The following is a 22175-nucleotide window of genomic DNA, read 5'->3' as shown; positions in this document are numbered from 1 at the left end:
AGACATCTTTATTCAGGTGTCTGCCCCGCTCTTATTAAGCACGATGTTTTTTACGTATGATACGTGTCACTTTCAATAAACACTCCCACACAGTCTGTGAGCGATGATAAATGAGATAACGTGATTCCCAATCAGGTCCAAACTTACTCTTATATTGACGCAAGCCTTGGAAACTATACAAGCCATTGAAATGCTCATAAAAACGCCCTACAACTTTCTCTTTCAAATGACCATACGGGACTTGACCGACATTCGATAACGTCGCCATACCCATATTAAAGCGTTCATATCCAGCTGTTTGCGCCCATAGAATCATATGCAAATATAAACCATCCATAAACGGAAGTTCAATCTCTCTATTCCAACGAATTAAGTCTACGGAAATCGTCGTTTGATTATCAACAGGCATTAACGTCGCAAACGCATCGATTTGCCCTTCTGCATTTCTTAATACCGCAACAGGCGCTGCGTTCACATACGCTCGATTAAAGTGACCTACTGAAAAATAGAATTCTGACTGTTGACCAAGCCAAATATCACTAATTTTGCGCAAGCGTTGATATGTTTCTTCATCCAAAGGCGACTCTAGAATTTCAAATGTATAACCTTGCGTTTCAAACTTGTTTAACGTTGCTCTAAAACCACGTCGTTTCTTACCGGCAACTGTAAAGTTTGTGACATCAATCAATGCTTCTTCACCTAATTTGAAAAACTGATTACCAAAATCGTGATAAAGTGGTAACTGTTCTTCAGACACTTGGTAAAACATCACATCCGCACCTAAATACTTAGCATGACTGTAAAACTCTGTTAACAGCGATTTGAAGCCCGTGTCATCGCCAATAGGATCACCTAAGACGATAAATGCATCTCGCGTATAACGATACATGAGAAACGCATTTTGTGCTTCATTGACATAAACACGCTTGTCACCACTATGCAATAAATGACTTAATAAGTGACCGCCATGTGTATCAAGTATTTGCTGTGCAACGTTCATATCATTATAAGTACTTGGACGATGGTAACGCCATTCAAAGAAGTTGATAATCGCTACAACAAGTAACGTTAATCCTAAGAATGATAACCAAAATGCTGATCTTAATAAAAAGACATCCACTTTTGGTATTTCCACATCTAACAATTCTAAAAAGCTGCGAACTAAAAATTGATTGACGTACAAGACAACTACTGAGACGAAGCCCATAATGACAATAGATTTTAATCTTACAGGACGTTTCAATATGCGTGACTTACGGTAAGCAAAGATGAGTGCTGATAAAAGCATGATTGCTAAAATAGAAGTAACCGATAGCGCAAAAATACCGTAAACAAAAAGATTCGAGACAATTAAAATAATCAATGCAACAATCGCAAATAACAATGCACGCTTACTTCTCAACATAATCCCTTTTAAGTTTAGAAATAAAATCAACCCAGCACTGACATTCAATATATACAGACTAATAAACAATACGTGCTGCTTCGATTCCGACGCATCAAAAATAATTCCAAAGTTATTAATTAAAGATACGAAACTCATAATGAAAACTAAGCAACTTAATGCGAATGACGGAATATAACTTACTGTATCCTTTTGGAATGACATTAAGAAAGCCGTCACTTCTTTAGCTGGTTGGAAATATTTAGATTCTGCGACATATTTTTTCGCCATTGTACCAAATTCAAATACTGTTAAAATCAATGAAATGAACAATGGAATGAAATAATACGCAACACGGTATAACAATAATGCTAAAACAATTTTTTCTTCTGGTAAGCCGAAATACTTAAACCCTAATAAAATCAATAAGTCAAAAGCACCAAAACCACCAGGGATAAATGAAATCAAACCGGAAATGGCTGCAACTATGAAAACACCTAATACGACAGAGAACGAAATCGGTGCACCGACTAGGTATAAGGCATAATAGAATACCACTGTTGCCATAAACCATTCAAAACTTGAGATCAGTGTGAAACTTGCGCCTAGCCAGCGTGCCGTTTTATCAATTGGCCATACCCATGACACAATGATAAAGACAGGCAATAATGCAGCTACAACGTATAAGAATACTTTCAACCATACTGATGTTTGGTCTAAAAAGCTCACATCTAAAATATGTGTTACAACGAGTAACGATAGAAAGCTGAGACCTGTTAACATAGACGTCAGCATATATGATACAAATTGAACAAGTTTCTTTTTGCGGTCTGTATATTGTTGATAAAACCACAAGCGAACACTTGCGCCAATAAAGCCACCAAAACCAATCATATTGTTAAATGCATTAATAATATAGCCGACTCTTAGTGCTTTGAATTTTGATAATTTGAGTCCAAAACGCATTGTTAAAATGACATCATATAATGACAATATGACAACCGAACTTGCCCCTAATACAAAGAGCAATACGAGTTGTAAGCTATCAATACGATTGAACAATAAAAATGTACGCTTGAAATCAATATGTGACAGTTCTTTCACTAATACAAATGTCACGATGCTCAATAGCGCGATGATGAAAATTACCTTTAAATATTTCAATATAAGTTGTTTGTTAACACTCACAACATTACTCCTCTCTATCAACCAAACTAAATTTAATAACAAACTTTTAATATGTATAAGGAATGTACACATAGGGTGCGCGTGGGACAGGCCTCTCGTTTTTCAAAAAAGATTCCGTTGTCCCACCCTGACAAGACTGAGTAAACGTGAATAATCATATTCACGATAGTCAGCTACTGTCACATTCCTTTGTTAGGCTTAACGCTTACGTCCGCTTTGATCTTCTACAAATTCATACGGGCCGGCATCATCAGCATAAAATTTGTTATAACGTCTTTTAAATAACATAAACACGTGAGACACCAATACTTTAATAATGGCATATGTCGGAATCCCTAAAATAACCCCAACAATACCTAGTAAGTTACCTGCACATAGTAATACAAAAATGATTGTCAACGGATGAATACGCATTGTTTTCCCCATTATATTAGGAGAAATAAAATGCCCTTCAATGAATTGAACCGCCGTCCATACAATAATTAACTTCACCAACATAAACGGTGATGTAATAATTGAAATAATAATTGCCGGCGAAATCGCAATCGTTGGACCGAGATATGGTACGACACTCGTTACCGCGGCAATACTTGCTAGAATAAGTGCGTAGTCTAAGCCAATAATCGAATAACCAATAAACAGCAAGCCGCCGATACAGAATGACACAATGATTTGCCCTTGGATGTATGAACCCACTTGCTCGCTCATTTTGTCTAATAGCTCATGCACATCTTTACGGAACTTAGGTGGCACAATCTTGTTTGAAAAGCTTTTGAAGCGGTGACCATCCTTTAACATAAAGAATAATACAAATGGCACTGTGACGATAACAACTGTTACGTTGACAACAGCTTCAGCAAATACGCGAATTTTATCACTAAAGCCATTCGCAAAAGTTGGGATTTTCTCTTGTAAGCTGTGTAACCATTTTTCAATATCGCTATAATAATCAGATAAAAATGGTACGTGCATCATATTATTAACAAAGTTCGTCAATTTGTTAATGTATGCTGGGAAGTTATGCATCAATCGGTCAAATTGATATGTCACAACTGGAATTAGCAAGTTAACAGCTAAAGTGATTAACCCAATAATTCCTAAAAACAGCAGTGTAATCCCCCATACACGTTTAATATTGTAACGCTCTAACATATTAATAATAGGATTAAATAAATAATAGAGTATGAGCGCAACAATAATCGGTGCTGCAATTGTATTAAAAATAATCACAAACGGTTGGAATACATAAGATACGCGATCGAATATAAAAATAACCACACCGATAAGAATAAATACAACTAACGCATATAATAAATCTTTGCCGCCAAAGAACTGCATGAAGCGGCTTTCTTTAATTTCAATCCGCTTTTCTCCTTGCGTCTTATTCGTTTCTTGTTCTGACATAGCATTCACCAAACCTTTTGGAAAGTAATTATAGTTTATACTTTTTTAACTGAAAATCAAACTGCTAACCTATATTTGCCACAAAATAGAAATAGAGAGGAGGTTGGGAGTGGGACAGGAATCTCATTTTTCTAAAAAGATTCCGTCGTCCCCCCCCGGCAAAGCTGATTAGGCATGAAAAAAGCTTGTAAAAGCGTATTTTCATACCAGTCAGCTACTGGCATATACATAAAATCTCAGGCTTAATTTGAATGTTTGTATTAATGTTCCAGGTCCAGTGATTAAATTTATTGTGTCCCAACCCCTAGCAGAACAATGCCCTAAATTTTAACCACTATACGACTAGAAAAGCCGAGATACGTGATGATACACATCACATTATCTCAGCTTTCTTTAAAGGATTATTTTGTTTCAAAAAGTTTGTCGCCTGCTGTAACAGTTGCTGCTGTTGTGTAGTCTAAGTTTGTAATGTCTGCTTGTGTCACAATAATTGGCGTAATATCACTTTTCGCGTGTTCTTTAATGTAGTCTAAGTCGAATGTCATTAAGACGTCACCTGTTTTGATTTCTTGACCTTCTTCAACAAGTACGTCGAAGCATTGACCTTCTAACTTCACTGTATCTAAACCAACGTGAATCAGTAATTCTAAGCCGTCTGCAGATGTTAAACCAATCGCGTGTTTCGTTGGGAATACCATCTGTACGCGACCGTTAAATGGTGCATAGACTTTACCTTCTGTTGGGCGAATCGCAATACCGTCACCCATCATTTTCTCACTAAATACTTGGTCAGGTACTTCACTTAATGGTAGAACTTCACCTTTTAATGGTGCAGCTACAAAGTGGTTCACTGCTTCTTTGTTTGCTGTCGCAGCATCTACAACTGTAGCTTCGTCTTTATCGTCTAAGTCTACTGTTGATGTCACTGCTTGTCCTGACATGATTTGTTGCATTTCATGTTTGATTTGGTCTGATTTCGGTCCGAAGATTGCTTGCATATTGTTACCAACTTCAAGGACACCTGAAGCACCTAAATCTTTCAAACGACCAACATCTACTTGGGCTTTATCGTTTACTTCAACACGAAGACGCGTAATACATGCATCTAAATGTTTGATGTTTTCTTTACCACCCATTGCTTCTAACACAGCGTATGGTAATTCACCTGCTGCTGTTGTTTGCGCTGATACTTGTTTGTCTTCACGACCTGGTGTCTTATAGTCAAATTTCTTAATTAAGAAACGGAATGCAAAGTAGTAAATCACTGCATAAACGAGACCAATTGGAATAACTAGCCACCAAGCTGTTTTATTTGGTAAAACACCGAGTAATACAAAGTCGATGAAACCACCTGAGAATGTATAACCAAGATGTAAGTCAAGTAAATACATAATAAAGAATGCTAAACCATCTAACACCGCATGTAAGAAGAATAATAACGGTGCAACGAATAAGAATGAGAATTCTAATGGTTCAGTGATACCAGTTAAGAATGATGTTAATGCTGCAGAACCCATTAAACCGGCAACAACCTTTTTGTTTTCAGGTTTAGCTGCTTGATAAATAGCTAATGCAGCAGCTGGTAAACCGAACATCATAACAGGGAATTCACCTTGCATGAACTTACCTGCTGTTAATCTTGAACCTTCTTGTAACTGTTCAAAGAAGATACGTTGGTCACCGCGAATAATTTCACCAGCGGCATTTGTATAAGAACCAAACTCAAACCAGAACGGTGCATAGAAAATATGATGTAAACCGAACGGAATTAAAAGTCGTTTGATGAATCCGAATAAGAATACGGCAATACCTGTATTAGCGTCAAGTAACCCTTCACTGAATGCATTCAAGCCACCTTGAATTGTTGGCCAAATCCATGCCATTGGGAATGCTAATAAGAATGATGTACCAGCCATTGCAATTGGTACAAAACGCTTACCAGCAAAGAACCCTAAGTAAGATGGCAAGTTGATGTTGTAGAACTTGTTATAACACCAAGCTGCTAAAGCCCCGATGATGATACCACCGAACACACCTGTTTGAAGTGTTGGGATACCTAGGATGTTTGCATAACCGCTTGCTGGATCAGCAACGCTTTCAGCGGTTACTTTTAAGAACGCACTCATCGTTTTGTTCATAACAAGATAACCAACTAACGCTGCAATCGCTGCAACACCATCTCCACCTGCTAAACCAATTGCTACACCCATGGCGAAGATAATTGGTAAGTTATCAAAAATAATTCCCCCAGCACCTGTCATCATTTCAGCAACGCCTTGAACTCCAGCGTTTTGAAGAAATGGCAGATAGCCTTGTAATGCGTCCCCTTGCATTGCTGTCCCGATTGCTAATAACAAACCGGCAGCAGGTAAAATCGCAACTGGTAACATTAATGCTTTACCAATACGTTGCAATTGACCAAAAAGCTTTTTCCTCACTGTACTAACCTCCATTTGTCGATGAATACAACACAAAAGGCATGAGAAAGAAATCGCGAATAGTTATATTCACAATTTTTCACTCATGCCTAATCTCACTTAGTAACACGTTATTGATTTAAGATTGTTGAGATGTACGAACCAACTGCTGGATGTGCATTGTTAAATAAGCCACTTCAGCTTCATACACTTCAACATCCATTTGTGATTGAATCATCTTAATTATTTTAACAGCTACATTATAGCATAGCGGATATTGCGCTTTCAATAGGTTCTCAAAACTTAATTCAATTGTTGAACGTTCTCCTTTTTTTAAGCGCTGCAATAAAAAGTGCATATGTCGAATAAAACGTTGATATTGCAATGATGTCACATCAATGCGGACTTGTCGATCATGCTCAATCAAACGAACTGAACGATTGATTAATTCGGTCACCTGTTTCGTATTCTCTACGCTGACATCTTCAATTTGTGATGCGATATGCAACGCAATAAACCCTACTTCGTCTTCAGGGAATGCCACATTTAACTGTAAATTCAGGCGTGCCACAACACGTTTCGCAATTTGATATGCTTCTGGATAACTATACTTTGTCTCACTCAAAAATGGATTGCTAATCAATTGCCCTTTTTTCACACGTTTCAAGGCGAAAATTAAATGATCTGTCAGTGAGACGATAAACGATTCATTATTCTCTATATTAAAGTGCGACAAAATAATTTGTACCGATTCAATCACTACGCGAATCTCTTCTTCATTCGTTTGATCCATTAACATCAAATAGTGATCTTGTTGTGATTTATTTTGAAGCTGGAATACCTTTTCAATCGTATCCACGTCTTGAATCAACATACCTGTCTTTTTGTTAAATCCAATCCCTTTTCCAACTAGCACAACTTCCGTATCATCATGCTTACAAATAATCACATTATTATTGAGGACTTTTGTTATTTTGTATGTGTTCATGCAATCACCCTCTCTCAACATTCACAACAAATTATATCGGCTATTCCGCTAATTGAAAAGGTTTATCTCTGTTTTACTCCTAAACACGATAAGAAAAGTCAAAAAACATTTCACAATAAAGCTAGAAAGTTAGAAAAAGCTGAATGCAGAATACATCACATATTCCACATTCAGCTTATCACTTATATATTATTTTGTATTTTTCGTTGTTGTATTGTTTAGGTTTTGTGCCTTGTTCCCCCAGCACTCAATACCAAATAAGTTAATTTCAAGGTCTTCTGGTCTGAAGATTGGACGTTTACCTTCTTTGCGTTGTTTCTGATAATCTCTCATCACAGCTAACGCAATATTAGATAACGCGATAATCGCAATCAAGTTGACTATTGCCATAAGCCCCATGAATAAGTCTGCTGTACTCCAAACAGTCTCAGTCTTAACAACCGCACCTACGAATACAAGTACTACGACAAAGCAACGGAAAATAAATAATGCCGCTTTACTTTTTGTTAAGAACTCCAAATTTGATTGACCGTAATAGTAGTTACCAATGACTGATGAGAATGCAAACAATGCAATCGCAATTGTTAAGAAAATACCACCCGCGCTACCAAGATGTTCGTTCAATGCAGATTGTGTAACCGCAACACCTTGTTTCGCATTTTCGCCAAACTCTAATCCTGAATAAAGTAAAATCATGATCGCTGTTGCTGTACATACTAAGATTGTGTCAAAGAATACACCTAACGATTGAATTAAACCTTGTTTTACAGGGTGAGATACCGCTGCTGTTGCTGCAGCATTTGGCGCAGAACCCATACCGGCTTCGTTTGAGAATAAACCACGTTTAATCCCTTGTAGCACTGCGAAACCTACAGCACCGCCAGCAGCTTGTTCAAGACCGAATGCACTTTTAATAATCGTTAAAATCATTGGGATGATTTGATCATAGTTTATAAATAGAATTACAAGTACCATTGCAACATAGATAAGTGCCATAAACGGAACAATCGCTGATGAAATATTTGCAATACTACGCACACCACCAAAAATGATGATAGCAGTAAGAACAGCAAGGATAATACCTGTCACGACAGGACTCACATTGTATTGTGTATTTAATGATTCTGCAATTGTGTTCGATTGAACTGTGTTAAATACAAAAGCGAATGTCACTGTAATCAATACCGCAAAGACAACACCAAGCCATCTTTGATTCAATCCTTTTGTAATGTAGTACGCTGGACCACCACGGAAACCGCCTTCTTCATCAGGCACTTTGTATACTTGCGCCAAAGTTGCCTCGATGAATGCACTCGCTGCACCGACAATCGCAATAATCCACATCCAGAATACAGCACCTGGACCGCCTAATACGATTGCTGTTGCAACACCGGCAATGTTCCCTGTACCCACACGAGAACCTGCACTAATTGCAAAGGCTTGGAATGATGAAATCCCTTTTTCACCTGAATCTAATGTTTCCGGCTTTTCCTTAATCGCGCGGAACATTTCAGGTATCCACCTAATTTGGACAAATTTAGAGCTGATTGTGAAGAATACACCAGCAGTCAAGAGGAGACCAATTAAATATTGTGACCAAATTAAATCGTTCCCGACCCCAACAATTGTTTTAAACCAGTCAGGAATTAAACTATCAAAATCTCTCATTAATATCACTCTTTACTATTAGATTTTCAAATGTCTTAATAAACACAACTAGTAATAGTTTATCATCTAAGCACAAAAGTGACTATCAATTTTTTTATTATTCGCTAATAAATAGATTACGAATTTCTCCAAATGTCGCTATATCAACGACAAATGAGCCGTTTGTATATTGTTCTGATAAATGAATTTTGTTAATTTGCCCATCATGAACTGCCTCGTCTGACACTAAATGATATTGCGTATCCGCTTCACGACAGACGCGTGCGGCCACGATACGATGTGGTTGTTTTTTCAATTCTTTCAACAAGGTAATACCACGTTGTGCACGTTTCGCTTCTTGCAAGACGTCAAAGCCAATACGTTTTAATGCACCTCGTTGTGTCGCAATCAATACCGTATCATTTTTGCTTACTAAATCCGCCATTACAACATGGTCTTCAGCTTTTAGGTTGATGGCTTTCACGCCGCCCGTACGAATACCTGTCGTTGGCAATTCAGCAATTGGATATGTGAGCGACATCCCTTTATGCGTTAATAACGTAACCATGTTCTCAGTGTCTTCAACGCGCGTTCTGACTGCAGCAATCACAACATCATCGTCTTTCAACTTCATCGCTACAAGTGGTTTGCAGTGACGTGCTGTTTTATAGTGTGATAATGTCGTCATCTTAATCATGCCATTACGTGTTGCTGTAATAACCGCTTCACTATCATCAAACGTTGACACAACATCATAGTCCACAATGACTTCATCTTCGTCAATCAACGCAATTTGTGACACGTGCTGACCTAAGTCTTTCCATTTGATGTCCGGCAATTTGTGCACAGGAATCGACAAGTAACGGCCTTTATTCGTAAATACGAGTGCCGTATCTTGTGTATTCACTTCCATACATTTCAATACGTAATCGTCCGCTTTCAAGCCGATTTCTTCTTTGCCTGAGGCGTTAAAGCTACGCAATGACGTACGTTTGATGTAACCTTCATGCGTTACGCTAACCATCACAACTTCACTCGGCACAAGTACTTCTTTGTCAATTTTAATTTCTGCAATTTCCGCTTCAATCGTTGACAATCTCGCATCTTTAAATTGCTTTTTAATCTCGGACAATTCGTTTTTGATGACGTCTAACAATGCATTGTGATCATTTAAAATATGTTGTAAGCCTTCAATTTTGTTAGAAAGCGCATCGTGTTCTTCTTGCAAGGCCACGATGTCCGTATTTGTTAAACGATACAGTTGTAACATCACGATGGCTTCCGCTTGTGCGTCTGTAAAGTCATACGTCGCCACTAAGTTATCTTTCGCATCGCGTTTGTTTTTCGACTCACGAATTAAAGCGATAACTTCGTCTAAAATAGACAGGGCCTTCATCAGCCCTTCAACAATATGCATACGCTCTTCTGCGTGTTTCAAGTCATAACGCGTACGACGTGTTACAACTTCTATCTGATGATTTAAGTAACAATCAATAATTTGTTTAATGCCCATTAATTTTGGGCGACCGTCACTGATTGCGACCATGTTAAAGTTATACGCAACTTGTAAGTCCGTATTCTTATACAAATAATTTAAAATCGCTGTCGCATTAACATCTTTTTTCAAATCAATCGCAACACGTAAACCACTACGGTCTGTTTCATCGCGGACTTCCACAATACCGTCCACTTTTTTATCAGCACGTAGCTCATCGATTTTTTTAACGAGGCTGCCTTTATTCACTTCATAAGGAATTTCTGTTACAACAATCTGGCTGCGACCATTACGCAATGTTTCAGTCTCAGCTTTCGCACGGACAATGACTTTCCCTTTACCCGTCTCATAAGCTTTTTGAATACCGTCGATACCTTGGATAATACCACCTGTTGGGAAGTCAGGCCCTTTAATATACTTCATCAGTTGTTTCACGGTCATATCCGGGTTATCAATCAACTTCAATGTCGCCGTAATGACTTCTGCCAAGTTATGTGGCGGAATATCAGTCGCATATCCTGCAGAAATCCCCGTAGAACCATTGATTAACAAGTTCGGCAAACGTGCTGGCAATACCATTGGCTCCATTTGTGTATCATCATAGTTCGGGACAAAGTCTACAGTCTCTTTATTCAAATCACGTAATAACTGTTCAGACAACTGACTAAGTTTCGCCTCTGTATAACGCATCGCTGCAGGCGGGTCATTGTCAATACTACCGTTGTTTCCGTGCATTTCAACAAGCAAGTGACGCAACTTCCAATCTTGACTTAAACGCACCATGGCATCATAGACAGAACTGTCGCCATGTGGATGCAAATGTCCGATAACGTCACCGACTGTTTTGGCACTTTTACGGAAGTTTTTATCATACGTATTACCGCTTGAAAACATTGAATACAAGATACGTCGTTGTACAGGCTTTAACCCATCACGCACATCTGGCAACGCACGCTCTTGGATAATGTATTTACTATAGCGCCCAAAACGATCGCCAATGACATCTTCTAACGGTAAAGTTTGAATTACCTCAGCCATTATGCATCCTCCCCATCTATTTCATCTTTAACTAAAATTTGAACTTCATCATTTTCTAAAATACTTTGATCTTCTTGCATACCAAATTGGACATGACGTTCAATCCATTCACGACGTGGTGCTACTTTATCGCCCATCAATGTAGATACACGCTTAGACGAACGGACTTCATCATCAATTTGAACTTGAATTAACGTACGCGTCTCAGGATTCATCGTTGTTTCCCATAATTGATCTGGGTTCATTTCCCCGAGACCTTTATAACGTTGTAGCATGAAACCTTTGCCTAATTCTTTCTGCAACTTCTCTAACTCTTCATCCGTCCATGCGTATTCCACACGTTTTTGCTTACCTTTCCCTTTTTCCAACTTATACAACGGAGGTAATGCGATAAAGACATGGCCTTCACGCACAAGTGGACGCATATATTTGAAGAAGAACGTTAACAATAACACTTGGATATGTGCACCGTCTGTATCGGCATCGGTCATAATAATGATGCGGTTATAGTTGCTATCTTCTATATTAAAGTCGTTGCCGACACCCGCACCGATTGTATGAATAATCGTGTTAATCTCTTCGTTTTTGAAAATGTCTTCAAGACGTGCTTTTTCTGTGTTAATAACTTTACCACGCAACGGTAAAATCGCTTGGAATTTGCGGTCACGACCAAGTTTTGCTGAGCCACCCGCAGAATCCCCTTCGACAAGATACAATTCATTTTTCTTCGTATTTTTACTTTGTGCTGGCGTTAGCTTCCCAGACAATAACGTATCTTTACGGCGATTCTTTTTGCCTGAGCGTGCATCTTCACGTGCTTTACGTGCCGCTTCACGCGCTTGCTGTGCTTTAATCGCTTTTTTAACTAATGCTTTCGATAATTGCCCTTTTTCTTCTAAATAGAATGGCAACTTCTCCGCAATAATCGCGTCTACCGCACTTCTCGCTTCAGTCGTTCCCAATTTAGATTTCGTTTGCCCTTCGAATTGTAACAGGTGTTCTGGAATACGTACTGACACAATCGCAGTTAAACCTTCACGAATATCGTTACCTTCAATATTTTTATCTTTCGGCTTTAATTCACCGATACGACGTGAATATTCATTGAAGACACGTGTCATCGCAGTTTTGAAACCGACTTCGTGTGTCCCGCCATCTTTTGTACGCACGTTGTTAACGAAACTTAAAATACTCTCTGAATATTGATCGTTATATTGAAACGCAACATCCACTTCAATATCATTCATTGTGCCTTGGAATAACGCAACATCGTGCAGCGTCTCTTTGCCTTCGTTGACATAGCTCACAAATGCTTTGATACCTTCTTCATAGTGGTAAACTTCTTGTCTTTCTTTACCTGCACGCTTATCTTCCATAACGATTTTCAAGCCTTGTAATAAGAACGCTGACTCTTGGAAACGCTCACTTAACGTATCAAAATTAAACGACGTTGTGCTTTTAAAAATCTCTGGATCTGGTTTGAATGTTACAATAGTACCCGTTTTTTTCGTCTTGCCTTTTTCTACAAGACTCGTCTGTGGCACACCCCCATGGGCAAACTTCTGTTCAAATACTTTGCCATCACGGTGAATTTCAACCGTTAACCATTCGCTTAAAGCGTTAACTACAGAAGCACCTACACCGTGTAGTCCCCCTGATGTTTTGTAACCACCTTGTCCGAACTTTCCACCTGCGTGTAATACGGTAAAAATCACTTCGACAGTTGGTTTGCCTGATTTGTGCATCCCGGTTGGCATCCCACGTCCATTGTCTGTAATCGTGATACTCTCATCAGCATTGATGGTCACTTGAATTTCATCACCATAGCCGTTTAATACTTCATCTACAGAGTTATCAACGACTTCGTACACGAGATGATGTAAGCCGCGTTTGTCTGTAGAACCTATATACATACCTGGTCTTTTACGTACCGCTTCTAGACCTTCTAATACTTGTATCGCATCATCCGAATAGTTATTCATCTTTTTCGCTGACACACAATTCCCCTCCTGCAAACATACGTTCGTTTATCAAACTATACAATAGCTATTCTTATATAAAAACCGCAAAAATGCAAGCCACAAATGAAAGATATCAGCGAAACTAAGCCATTTTTCATCCTACATATCAGCTGAAAACTTATAAAAAAATAATGCTTTAAGCCATTTTCATGTATCATTATTCATCAAGTTCGCGTTTTTGCTTCAACAATTCTTGAAATTCTTGTTCTAAGGCCGCTGATGGCGTCATACTTAATCGACTGAGCACATCAGTGATTCTGTGTTCCAATAACAGTTTGTCATCATTGGCATCGCGCTTTTGCGCCGTTACTTGTGCCTCTTTCCACTGATGATACGTTCCTTCAAAAACTTTGACCTTCTGATCTTCAATTATCATCATCCGTGTCGCTATTTGGTCAATAAACCTACGATCATGCGACACCACAATAACCGTTCCTTCATATTCACGTAATAAAGCTTCAAATGCCTCAATCGCCTGCATATCCAGAAAGTTTGTTGGTTCGTCCAATATGAGTGTATTCACGTCACTTACAAATATTTTCACAAGGGCAACCTTAACACGTTCGCCGCCACTTAATATATTCACACGTTTGTATACATCGTCTTTATAAAAGTGCATACGTGCAAGTACCGTGCGAATCAATGTTTCATCTTGTTCTGATGTGCTTTGTATATTTTCTAAAATGGTTTGGTCAACGTCTAAAATATCCAAATTCTGGCTAAAATAGCCGACTTTAACCGATGGCGATATAGAAACACTTAATGACTGTTGTAATAATTGTTTGATGAGCGTTGATTTCCCACTGCCATTCGCACCCATAATGGCAAGCTTATCCCCACCGTGTACATTAAATTGCGTAGGATGCCATAAAACACGGTTATTTATTTGACCCGAAAATGCTTCTGCCCGCATTATAATACGCTGCTTTAATATTTCGGAATGTGGCATTGGCATTTTGAGTGGTGCGGCATCTTTTACCTTCTCTACCTTATCCAGTCTATCCAATCGGCTTTCCATAGACTTAATCGTTTGACGCAATTTCTTCTGCTTATTCGCAAAATAGACATTCGTCCCTTTAACTCTCGCTTCTGAGCTCGTTAAATTTCTCGGTTTCTTCGTTGCTTGTTGCGCCTTTCGCTCTTTTAACCGAATCGCCGCTTCTAGATGTTTCTTTTCTCTTTCATACTTTTCATGCGCCTGTTGTAATTGCCGACGTGCCAGCGCTTTCTGTTCGACATAATCACTGTAATTCCCCTTATATATCGTCAGCTTACTATCTTCTAGTTCCCATATAGTCGTACATAATGCATCTAGAAAGGCACGGTCATGCGAGATAATCACAAATGCACCTGTCCATGCTTGTAATGTATTCTCTAGCGCTTCGATATGATCCGTATCTAAGTTGGCTGTTGGCTCATCAGCAAACAGTAATTCTGGCTGTTGGCTAAGTGCGTGTTGAATATGGTTTTGCATCACTTCCCCACCACTCTTCGTCATCTCATATGACTTGAGCTGAGGAATGTATGCCTGTCGCGTGTATTGCGTTACAACACCTTGTTCCGCCGAAAGCTGTTCAGTCAGGATTTGTAATAATGTCGTTTTCCCACTACCATTATGACCTACCAAACCAATGCGCTCGCCTTCATATACTTGAAGTTTGTCTATATCCAATAACAAACGATCCTGTACATAGTGTTTTATCTGAGTGGTTTCTACTAAAATCCTCATACAATCATCTCCTTAGAATTATGCGGAGACAATAAATGCCCCCTATTGTCATTCAGAATAGGAGGCAAAAATCCATACAGGTGTACATATTTGAGATAACATCCAATTTCCAGCATTAAAAAGCCTCTGTTACCTCATCTCGCAACCACAGACATACAATCCTATCCTGAAGCATACAATTGAAAGCATCCTTAATAACACAGCCGATTATTGCTGCATCATCATTTACCTTCAATTGCTGTCGTTCATAAAATAGGATTAATAAATCATGTAGTTGCTTCACCCTTTCGCTCATTAAGTTATCTTAAGCTTATACAAAAAGAGCGGTCGATGTCAAATAACGCAACGGCATTCACTATATATGTTTTCGTACCCTTAGATAAGGGAACTGTTATACGTCCATACCAATCATTTATGATATCTTACTAGAAAATACATGACGATATATGAATTTATGGTAAAATAAGAGCAGGTACTAAAAGGATGTGAAAATACATGGCATTATGCCTTTTATTCATTGCAAGTTATTTAATCGGATCCATACCTAGTGGTTATCTGATTGGTAAAATATTTTTCAAAAAAGACATTAGAAATTATGGCAGTGGTAATACAGGTGCAACAAACAGCTTTCGAGTGCTTGGTAAGCCCGCTGGTTTTGCGGTAACATTTTTTGATATTTTCAAAGGCTTCATCGTAGTTTTCTTACCATTATGGTTCAGCGTGGATGTACACGGTTTAATCGTTGGTGCTTTTTCGATTATCGGACACGTCTACCCGATTTACTTAAAATTCAAAGGCGGTAAAGCAGTTGCTACAAGCGCGGGTGTCTTATTAGGCGTCAATCCGTTGTTATTCTTAGTGCTTATTGTTATTTTCTTTGTTATTCTTTATCTAACGAAGTATGTATCATTGTCGAGCATCATTGCTGCCGTCTGCTGTGTCATCGGTTCGATCTTTGTCCAAGATTACATTTTACTTGCTATCAGTTTTATCGTCGCAAGTTTGTTAATCTATCGACACACAAGCAATATTAAACGCATCTTGAACGGGACAGAACCTAAAATTAAATGGATGTAAGCATAGCAGTTGATTTCAACACGAAACACGCTACAATGAAAGGCGTACTTTACTCATTTTTTAAGGAGGCGTTTCGCACATGAATTTAGAAATTACCCCTAAGGCTGTTGAATGGTTCAAAGAGGAACTGGAATTACCTGAAGCTGGTAAAGTACTCCACTTTGTCGTCCGTTACGGTGGCGAATTTCAATTAAAACAAGGGTTTAGCCCGGCATTTAATATCGACTTTTTAAAAGACATCGATGAAATCGGCTATGAGACAATTGTAGACGACTTACACATCGTTATCGCTGAAAAAGACATTTGGTATTATGAAGATCATCAACTTACTATCGACATTGTTGATGATGAAATCGTTTATCGTGCACAAGTCAAAAAATAAATATAGAGACTTTAAAAACCAATCAATAGGCATAACGCTTATTGATTGGTTTTTTTAACTTCTAGCTCTTCGCCAGCTTTATTTCGTTGATCGACGTCATTGTACACAGCATACCAATTCGGAAAGGCCTTATCAAGACGAAGCGGCTTACCTTCTTCTTTAGTAATAATCACATTATCTGTGTAACCCGTCGTAACTAATTCACCTTGTTCATTATAGATTTCATATTCATAACGTGAACGCAATCTTGAAAACTTAGACACCCATGTTTTTACAGTCACCTTTTCCGGATAGCCGACACTCTTCTTGTATTGCACGTTCAGCTCTGTCACAGGCGATACAACACCTTGTTGTTCCATCTCTACATAGTCGAGCCCCAACTTGTGTATATAGTCCGTACGAGCCACCTCAAACCACGTCGCATAGTTCCCGTGATACACAACACCCATCTGATCTGTCTCTTGATAGCGTACTTCTATTTCTGTCAATGCATAAATCATACATCCGAGCCTTCTTTCTGAGTTCAAATTCATCCATTATCTTATCACAAAGCCACGCCATTTCGTAAGTAAAATTAACTAAGCCTTCATTCCTAGCGCACTAAAAAAGCGAGCACAACACATGATATGCTGCACTCGCCTTATTATTATGAATACGCTTATTAAGCTAATTTTTTACGTAATACGAGTTGTAAGATGCCGCCGTGACGGTAGTAATCCATTTCAACATTAGAGTCGAAACGTGCTTTCGCTTCAAATATCACAACTGTACCGTCTGGTTTCGTTGCAGTTACAGTTACAAGTTGACCTGGTTGAACTGTTTCATCAATATCAACTTGGATTGTTTCTTGACCGTCTAAGCCAAGTGTATCTGCTGACTCACCATCTTTAAATTGTAATGGTAATACACCCATCATCACTAAGTTTGAACGGTGGATACGTTCGTAACTTTGCGCGATAACTGTTTTAACACCTAACAAGTTTGTACCTTTCGCAGCCCAGTCACGTGAAGAACCCATACCGTAGTCATTACCAGCTAATACAACAAGACCTGTTCCGTCTTCTTTGTATTTCATTGCCGCATCAAAGATAGGCATTACTTCATTTGTTGGCCAGTAAGTTGTGAAGCCACCTTCAGTACCTGGTGCAAGTTGGTTTTTAATACGGATATTCGCAAATGTACCACGTACCATTACTTCGTGGTTACCACGACGTGAACCATAAGAGTTAAAGTCACGTGGTGATACACCATTTTCTAATAAGTACTTACCTGCTGGTGTATCTTTACCGATTGCACCCGCTGGAGAAATGTGGTCTGTTGTAACAGAGTCACCGAATTTACCCATTACACGTAAGCCTGTTAATGGTTGAATTGTACCAGGTTCTTTTGATAAGCCTTGGAAGAACGTTGGATTTTGGATATATGTTGAACTTGGGTCAAAGTCATACAACGGTTGCTCAGTTGTATCAATTTTGTTCCATAATTCATTATTTTCATATACATTTGCGTACTCTTCTTTAAACAGTTCAGGTGTTACGACACTGTCTACTGTGTCTGATACTTCTTGGATTGAAGGCCAGATGTCTTTTAAGTACACATCGTTGCCATCTTGATCTTGACCAAGTGGTTCGTTTTGTAAGTCGATATCTACTGTACCTGCTAAAGCATATGCAACAACAAGTGGTGGTGATGCAAGATAGTTCGCTTTTACAAGTGGGTGGATACGACCTTCAAAGTTACGGTTACCTGATAATACAGACGTTACTAATAAGTCATCTTTCGCAATTGCCGCTTCGATTTCTTCTAATAACGGACCTGAGTTACCGATACATGTTGTACAACCATAACCAACTAAGTTGAAACCAAGTTGATCTAAATATGTTTGTAAGCCTGCGTCACGAAGGTAGCCAGTTACAACTTTTGAACCTGGAGCCAATGATGTTTTCACATAATCAGGTACTTTTAAGCCTTTCGCAACTGCTTTTTTCGCTAATAAACCTGCCCCTAACATAACGTATGGGTTAGACGTATTTGTACATGAAGTAATCGCAGCAATGGCGATGTCTCCAGTTTTCATTTCAGTTTTACGGCCATCTTTGAATTCAACTGTTGCTTTCTTGTCGAATTCACTTGCATCAAAGCCATGTCCTTGGTTACCAGCAGGTGCTGTAACAGACTTTTGGAATGCTTCTTTCATATCACTTAAAAAGATTAAGTCTTGTGGACGTTTTGGACCTGATAATGCCGCTTCAACTGTTGATAAATCTAAGTCAACAATATCAGTATAGTTTGGTTCTTCTTCTACGTTAAAGAATAAGTGGTTCGCTTTTAAGTATTGCTCAACAGCATCGATATGCTCAGCTGAACGACCTGTTAAACGAAGATATTTTAACGTCTCATCATCAACTGGGAAGAAACCACATGTTGCACCGTACTCAGGCGCCATGTTCGCAATTGTTGCACGGTCAGCCAATGGTAACTTATCTACACCAGGACCAAAGAATTCAACAAACTTGCCCACTACACCTTTTTTACGTAATAACTCAGTCACACGTAATGCTAAGTCTGTCGCTGTTGCACCTTGTGGTAATTCGTTTGATAAACGTACACCAATAACTTCTGGAATTGGGAAGTATGAAGGTTGACCTAACATACCTGCTTCCGCTTCGATACCACCAACACCCCAGCCTAATACGCCAAGACCGTTGATCATTGTTGTATGTGAGTCAGTACCTACTAATGTATCTGGGTAAGCAACTTTTTCGCCTTCTTCATCACGCACGTGCACAACATTTGCAAGATACTCTAAGTTAACTTGGTGCACGATACCTGTTGCAGGTGGTACAGCATTATAGTTTTGGAATGCTTTTGTTGCCCAGCTTAAAAATTGGTAACGCTCATAGTTTCGCTCGAATTCCAATTTCATATTACGCTCTACAGCGTCTGGATTACCGTAGCTATCAACTTGAACAGAGTGGTCGATAACTAAGTCTACTGGTACTTCTGGATTGATTTTTGTTAGATCCCCACCTACATCATCCATTGCTTTACGTAAAGAGGCCAAGTCCACGACCGCTGGCACACCTGTAAAGTCTTGTAAAATAACACGTGAAGGCTTGAACGGAACTTCACCTTTGTCATTTTCTTTTCCGAATGTCGCCAATGACTTAATATGATCCTCTGTAATAACGAAACCATCTTCTTGACGTAATACAGATTCTAATAATACGCGAATAGAATATGGTAAACGACTAATTTCAGTTAAGCCCTTTTCTTCTAATACATTCAGGTCATAGTACGTAATGTCTTGACCATTCACTTGAAATGACTTCTTCGCTTGCTCTTTTAAATTTGCAGTCATCTGAATGTCCCCCTTGAAAAATTTATATGCCTTTAACTCAATTGTATTATTAACGTATGATGAAAACAACTATGTAAGCGCTAAAATGACCTGTTTTGAGTTTCGTCTTTTTAATTAGTCTTTATAACAAAAAATTATGATAAACATTATTGTTGATAAGATATAGTTATTAATTGAGAACCATTTTCAATGCGTACCAAAACTTTCTTTAATAAGGAAAGAGCAAGAACCTGAAAAACGGCTAGAATGCCTAAACATCCTAACCGTTTCAGTTTAATTATTTCTCTTGTTCTCTTAATGCTTTTCGTTTTGAAATTAACTCGTCTTCATAATCTTGTTGCGCTTGTGCTACATATTCTTTCAGACGGTGTTTATTTGGTGTTAACGTTAATCCTAAGAATTTACGTTCCTTGTTCGCATCTTTATAGAAACTAATCATCATCAATATAACGACAATTGAGAATGGTAAAGCACTAATGATAGCCGCACTTTGAAGCGCATTTAAGCCTGCTTCACCGTCACCATTACCTGATAATAATAGGACGAATGCGATTAATGATTGAGCCACACCCCATGTCACTTTAATAAATTGACTTGGGTTAAGTGAACCATTCGTTGTTTGCATACCGAGCACGAATGTTGCTGAGTCTGCAGAAGTGATAAAGAATGATGCGATTAATAATAATGCGATGACTGATAAAACCATACCCATTGGCAAGTGATTGAATACGCCGAAGAGTTGTGTTTCAACAGACATATCTAGAATTTCTTTATGTTTTTTCGCTGTTTCGATACCTAAGACACCGAAAACACTAAACCATAAGAAACTTACAATAACTGGTACGAGCATAACACCAGAGATGAATTCGCGAATTGAACGCCCTTTTGATACACGTGCAATAAATACACCAACGAATGGGCTCCAACTCATCCACCAACCCCAGTAGTATAATGTCCAGTCAGACATCCACTGCGCTTTTTGAGGGTTTTGTGCAGCAGTGTCAAAGCTACTAAATAGGAATGAATCTAACAAGCTACCTGTAGAACTTGTAAACATATTCATGATAAGAACTGTTGGACCTGCGATTAAAGCTGCAAGCATCAATAATGTACCTAAACCAATATTTAAGTTACTTAAGTATTGGATACCTTTGCTTAATCCAGACCATGCACTCATGATGAATAAAATTGTTACAACTACGATAATGATGGCTTGTGTCAACATGTTGTTTGGAATACCGAATAAGTAATTCAAACCACCTGCGATTTGAAGTGCACCCATACCAAGTGATACAGCCACACCAATCACTGTTGCGAAAACCGCAAGAACGTCGATGAACGTACCAATTGGACCGTCAACGCGATCGCCTAAAATCGGTCTCAACGTTTTTGACAATAATCCAGGTTCACCTTTTCTAAACTGAGAATACGCAAGTGCTAACGCTACGACACCATATACTGCCCACGCGTGGAATCCCCAGTGGAAAAATGTAGAACGCAATGACTCAGCGTAGGCTTGTTTCGTCATTGGATCTGCAGTTGGTGGTGCTGCAAAGTGTGATAATGGCTCAGCTGCACCGTAGAATACCAAACCGATACCCATACCAGCACTAAATAACATCGCAAACCATGAAACTGTGTTAAATTCCGGTTTGTCATTCGGACGACCCAACTTCAACTTACCAATTGGGCTAAAAATTAAAAAGATACAGAAGAACACAATCACAGTGGTTAAAATTAAATAATACCAACCTAGGTTATCTGTAATCCATAGCTTTATTTCATTTGTAAATTCACCAAATTGTGTTGGGATAAAAACACCAATTAAAACAATCGCAAACACAATTACGGCGCTGATTAAGAAAACAGGTGAAAACTTCTTACCATTTGGTTCTGGAGTTGAAGAATTCATAAATTAACATACTCCCTTTCAATATTTTATTTTCAAAAAAGCACTTTTTATTTATATACCCAATTTAATTGAGTTTAAAAGTTAAAAAATGCAGTTACAATATATACCATAACAAAATAGACAAATATAATC

General features: G+C 38.5%; 13 protein-coding genes. 2 read left to right on the top strand and 11 right to left on the bottom strand.

Annotation, left to right across the window (positions count from 1 at the left end; genetic code table 11):
- Window positions 1–34 precede the first annotated feature (34 nt).
- The 8 genes from mprF to CD122_RS06540 all read right to left on the bottom strand — a co-directional run bounded on the left by mprF (window position 35) and on the right by CD122_RS06540 (window position 15311).
- On the bottom strand, window positions 35–2572 hold the full coding sequence (mprF, locus tag CD122_RS06575; RefSeq protein ID WP_240624135.1) for a bifunctional lysylphosphatidylglycerol flippase/synthetase MprF: 2538 nt from the start codon (window positions 2570–2572) through the stop codon (window positions 35–37).
- 198 nt (window positions 2573–2770) lie between these two features.
- Window positions 2771–3976 carry an AI-2E family transporter gene (locus CD122_RS06570; RefSeq protein ID WP_103358198.1) on the bottom strand — a complete coding sequence of 402 codons (1206 nt, stop codon included), beginning with the start codon at window positions 3974–3976 and terminating at the stop codon, window positions 2771–2773.
- A gap of 401 nt (window positions 3977–4377) precedes the next feature.
- Window positions 4378–6414, bottom strand: coding sequence for a glucose-specific PTS transporter subunit IIBC (ptsG, locus tag CD122_RS06565; protein WP_103358197.1), 2037 nt, complete (start codon window positions 6412–6414; stop codon window positions 4378–4380).
- A 118-nt stretch (window positions 6415–6532) separates the two neighbouring features.
- Window positions 6533–7381 carry a glucose PTS transporter transcription antiterminator GlcT gene (glcT, locus tag CD122_RS06560; RefSeq protein WP_103358196.1) on the bottom strand — a complete coding sequence of 283 codons (849 nt, stop codon included), beginning with the start codon at window positions 7379–7381 and terminating at the stop codon, window positions 6533–6535.
- Between the two features lie 189 nt (window positions 7382–7570).
- The gene (alsT, locus tag CD122_RS06555) at window positions 7571–9049 is read right to left on the bottom strand and encodes a glutamine transporter AlsT (protein WP_103358195.1); all 1479 of its coding nucleotides are present in this window, start codon (window positions 9047–9049) and stop codon (window positions 7571–7573) included.
- 97 nt (window positions 9050–9146) lie between these two features.
- On the bottom strand, window positions 9147–11561 hold the full coding sequence (gene parC, locus CD122_RS06550; protein ID WP_103358194.1) for a DNA topoisomerase IV subunit A: 2415 nt from the start codon (window positions 11559–11561) through the stop codon (window positions 9147–9149).
- A complete protein-coding gene (gene parE, locus CD122_RS06545; protein WP_103358208.1) occupies window positions 11561–13543 on the bottom strand; it encodes a DNA topoisomerase IV subunit B in 1983 nt (660 codons plus the stop codon). The genes parC and parE overlap by 1 nt, the downstream gene beginning before the upstream one ends.
- 196 nt (window positions 13544–13739) lie before the next feature.
- Complete coding sequence (locus CD122_RS06540; RefSeq protein ID WP_103358193.1) at window positions 13740–15311, bottom strand: Vga family ABC-F type ribosomal protection protein; 1572 nt, start codon at window positions 15309–15311, stop codon at window positions 13740–13742.
- Window positions 15312–15806: 495 nt separating this feature from the next.
- Between CD122_RS06540 and plsY the strand changes: the two genes are divergently transcribed.
- Window positions 15807–16388, top strand: coding sequence for a glycerol-3-phosphate 1-O-acyltransferase PlsY (plsY, locus tag CD122_RS06535; RefSeq protein ID WP_103358192.1), 582 nt, complete (start codon window positions 15807–15809; stop codon window positions 16386–16388).
- A 79-nt stretch (window positions 16389–16467) separates the two neighbouring features.
- Window positions 16468–16770 carry a HesB/YadR/YfhF family protein gene (locus CD122_RS06530; protein WP_103358191.1) on the top strand — a complete coding sequence of 101 codons (303 nt, stop codon included), beginning with the start codon at window positions 16468–16470 and terminating at the stop codon, window positions 16768–16770.
- Window positions 16771–16808: 38 nt separating this feature from the next.
- On the opposite strand, the gene menI is transcribed toward CD122_RS06530, so the two are convergent.
- From menI to CD122_RS06515, 3 genes are all read right to left on the bottom strand, one after another.
- Window positions 16809–17270 carry a 1,4-dihydroxy-2-naphthoyl-CoA hydrolase MenI gene (gene menI, locus CD122_RS06525; RefSeq protein WP_103358190.1) on the bottom strand — a complete coding sequence of 154 codons (462 nt, stop codon included), beginning with the start codon at window positions 17268–17270 and terminating at the stop codon, window positions 16809–16811.
- 161 nt (window positions 17271–17431) lie between these two features.
- On the bottom strand, window positions 17432–20131 hold the full coding sequence (acnA, locus tag CD122_RS06520) for an aconitate hydratase AcnA (protein ID WP_103358189.1): 2700 nt from the start codon (window positions 20129–20131) through the stop codon (window positions 17432–17434).
- A gap of 277 nt (window positions 20132–20408) precedes the next feature.
- Window positions 20409–22043, bottom strand: coding sequence for a glycine betaine uptake BCCT transporter (locus CD122_RS06515; protein ID WP_103358188.1), 1635 nt, complete (start codon window positions 22041–22043; stop codon window positions 20409–20411).
- Window positions 22044–22175 lie beyond the last annotated feature (132 nt).

Source organism: Staphylococcus rostri, from assembly GCF_002902145.1.
Taxonomy (GTDB): Bacteria; Bacillota; Bacilli; order Staphylococcales; family Staphylococcaceae; genus Staphylococcus; species Staphylococcus rostri.
Note: the sequence above shows the minus strand (reverse complement) of the source record. Positions and strands in the feature narration are given on the sequence as shown.

Excerpts from the sequence above, each read along its gene's own strand:
- alsT (WP_103358195.1), bottom strand. The coding sequence starts at position 9,049 with ATGAGAGATTTTGATAGTTTAATTCCTGACTGGTTTAAAACAATTGTT.
- parE (WP_103358208.1), bottom strand. The coding sequence starts at position 13,543 with ATGAATAACTATTCGGATGATGCGATACAAGTATTAGAAGGTCTAGAA.
- plsY (WP_103358192.1), top strand. The coding sequence starts at position 15,807 with ATGGCATTATGCCTTTTATTCATTGCAAGTTATTTAATCGGATCCATA.
- parC (WP_103358194.1), bottom strand. The coding sequence starts at position 11,561 with ATGGCTGAGGTAATTCAAACTTTACCGTTAGAAGATGTCATTGGCGAT.
- menI (WP_103358190.1), bottom strand. The coding sequence starts at position 17,270 with ATGATTTATGCATTGACAGAAATAGAAGTACGCTATCAAGAGACAGAT.
- CD122_RS06540 (WP_103358193.1), bottom strand. The coding sequence starts at position 15,311 with ATGAGGATTTTAGTAGAAACCACTCAGATAAAACACTATGTACAGGAT.
- CD122_RS06570 (WP_103358198.1), bottom strand. The coding sequence starts at position 3,976 with ATGTCAGAACAAGAAACGAATAAGACGCAAGGAGAAAAGCGGATTGAA.
- CD122_RS06515 (WP_103358188.1), bottom strand. The coding sequence starts at position 22,043 with ATGAATTCTTCAACTCCAGAACCAAATGGTAAGAAGTTTTCACCTGTT.
- CD122_RS06530 (WP_103358191.1), top strand. The coding sequence starts at position 16,468 with ATGAATTTAGAAATTACCCCTAAGGCTGTTGAATGGTTCAAAGAGGAA.
- glcT (WP_103358196.1), bottom strand. The coding sequence starts at position 7,381 with ATGAACACATACAAAATAACAAAAGTCCTCAATAATAATGTGATTATT.
- acnA (WP_103358189.1), bottom strand. The coding sequence starts at position 20,131 with ATGACTGCAAATTTAAAAGAGCAAGCGAAGAAGTCATTTCAAGTGAAT.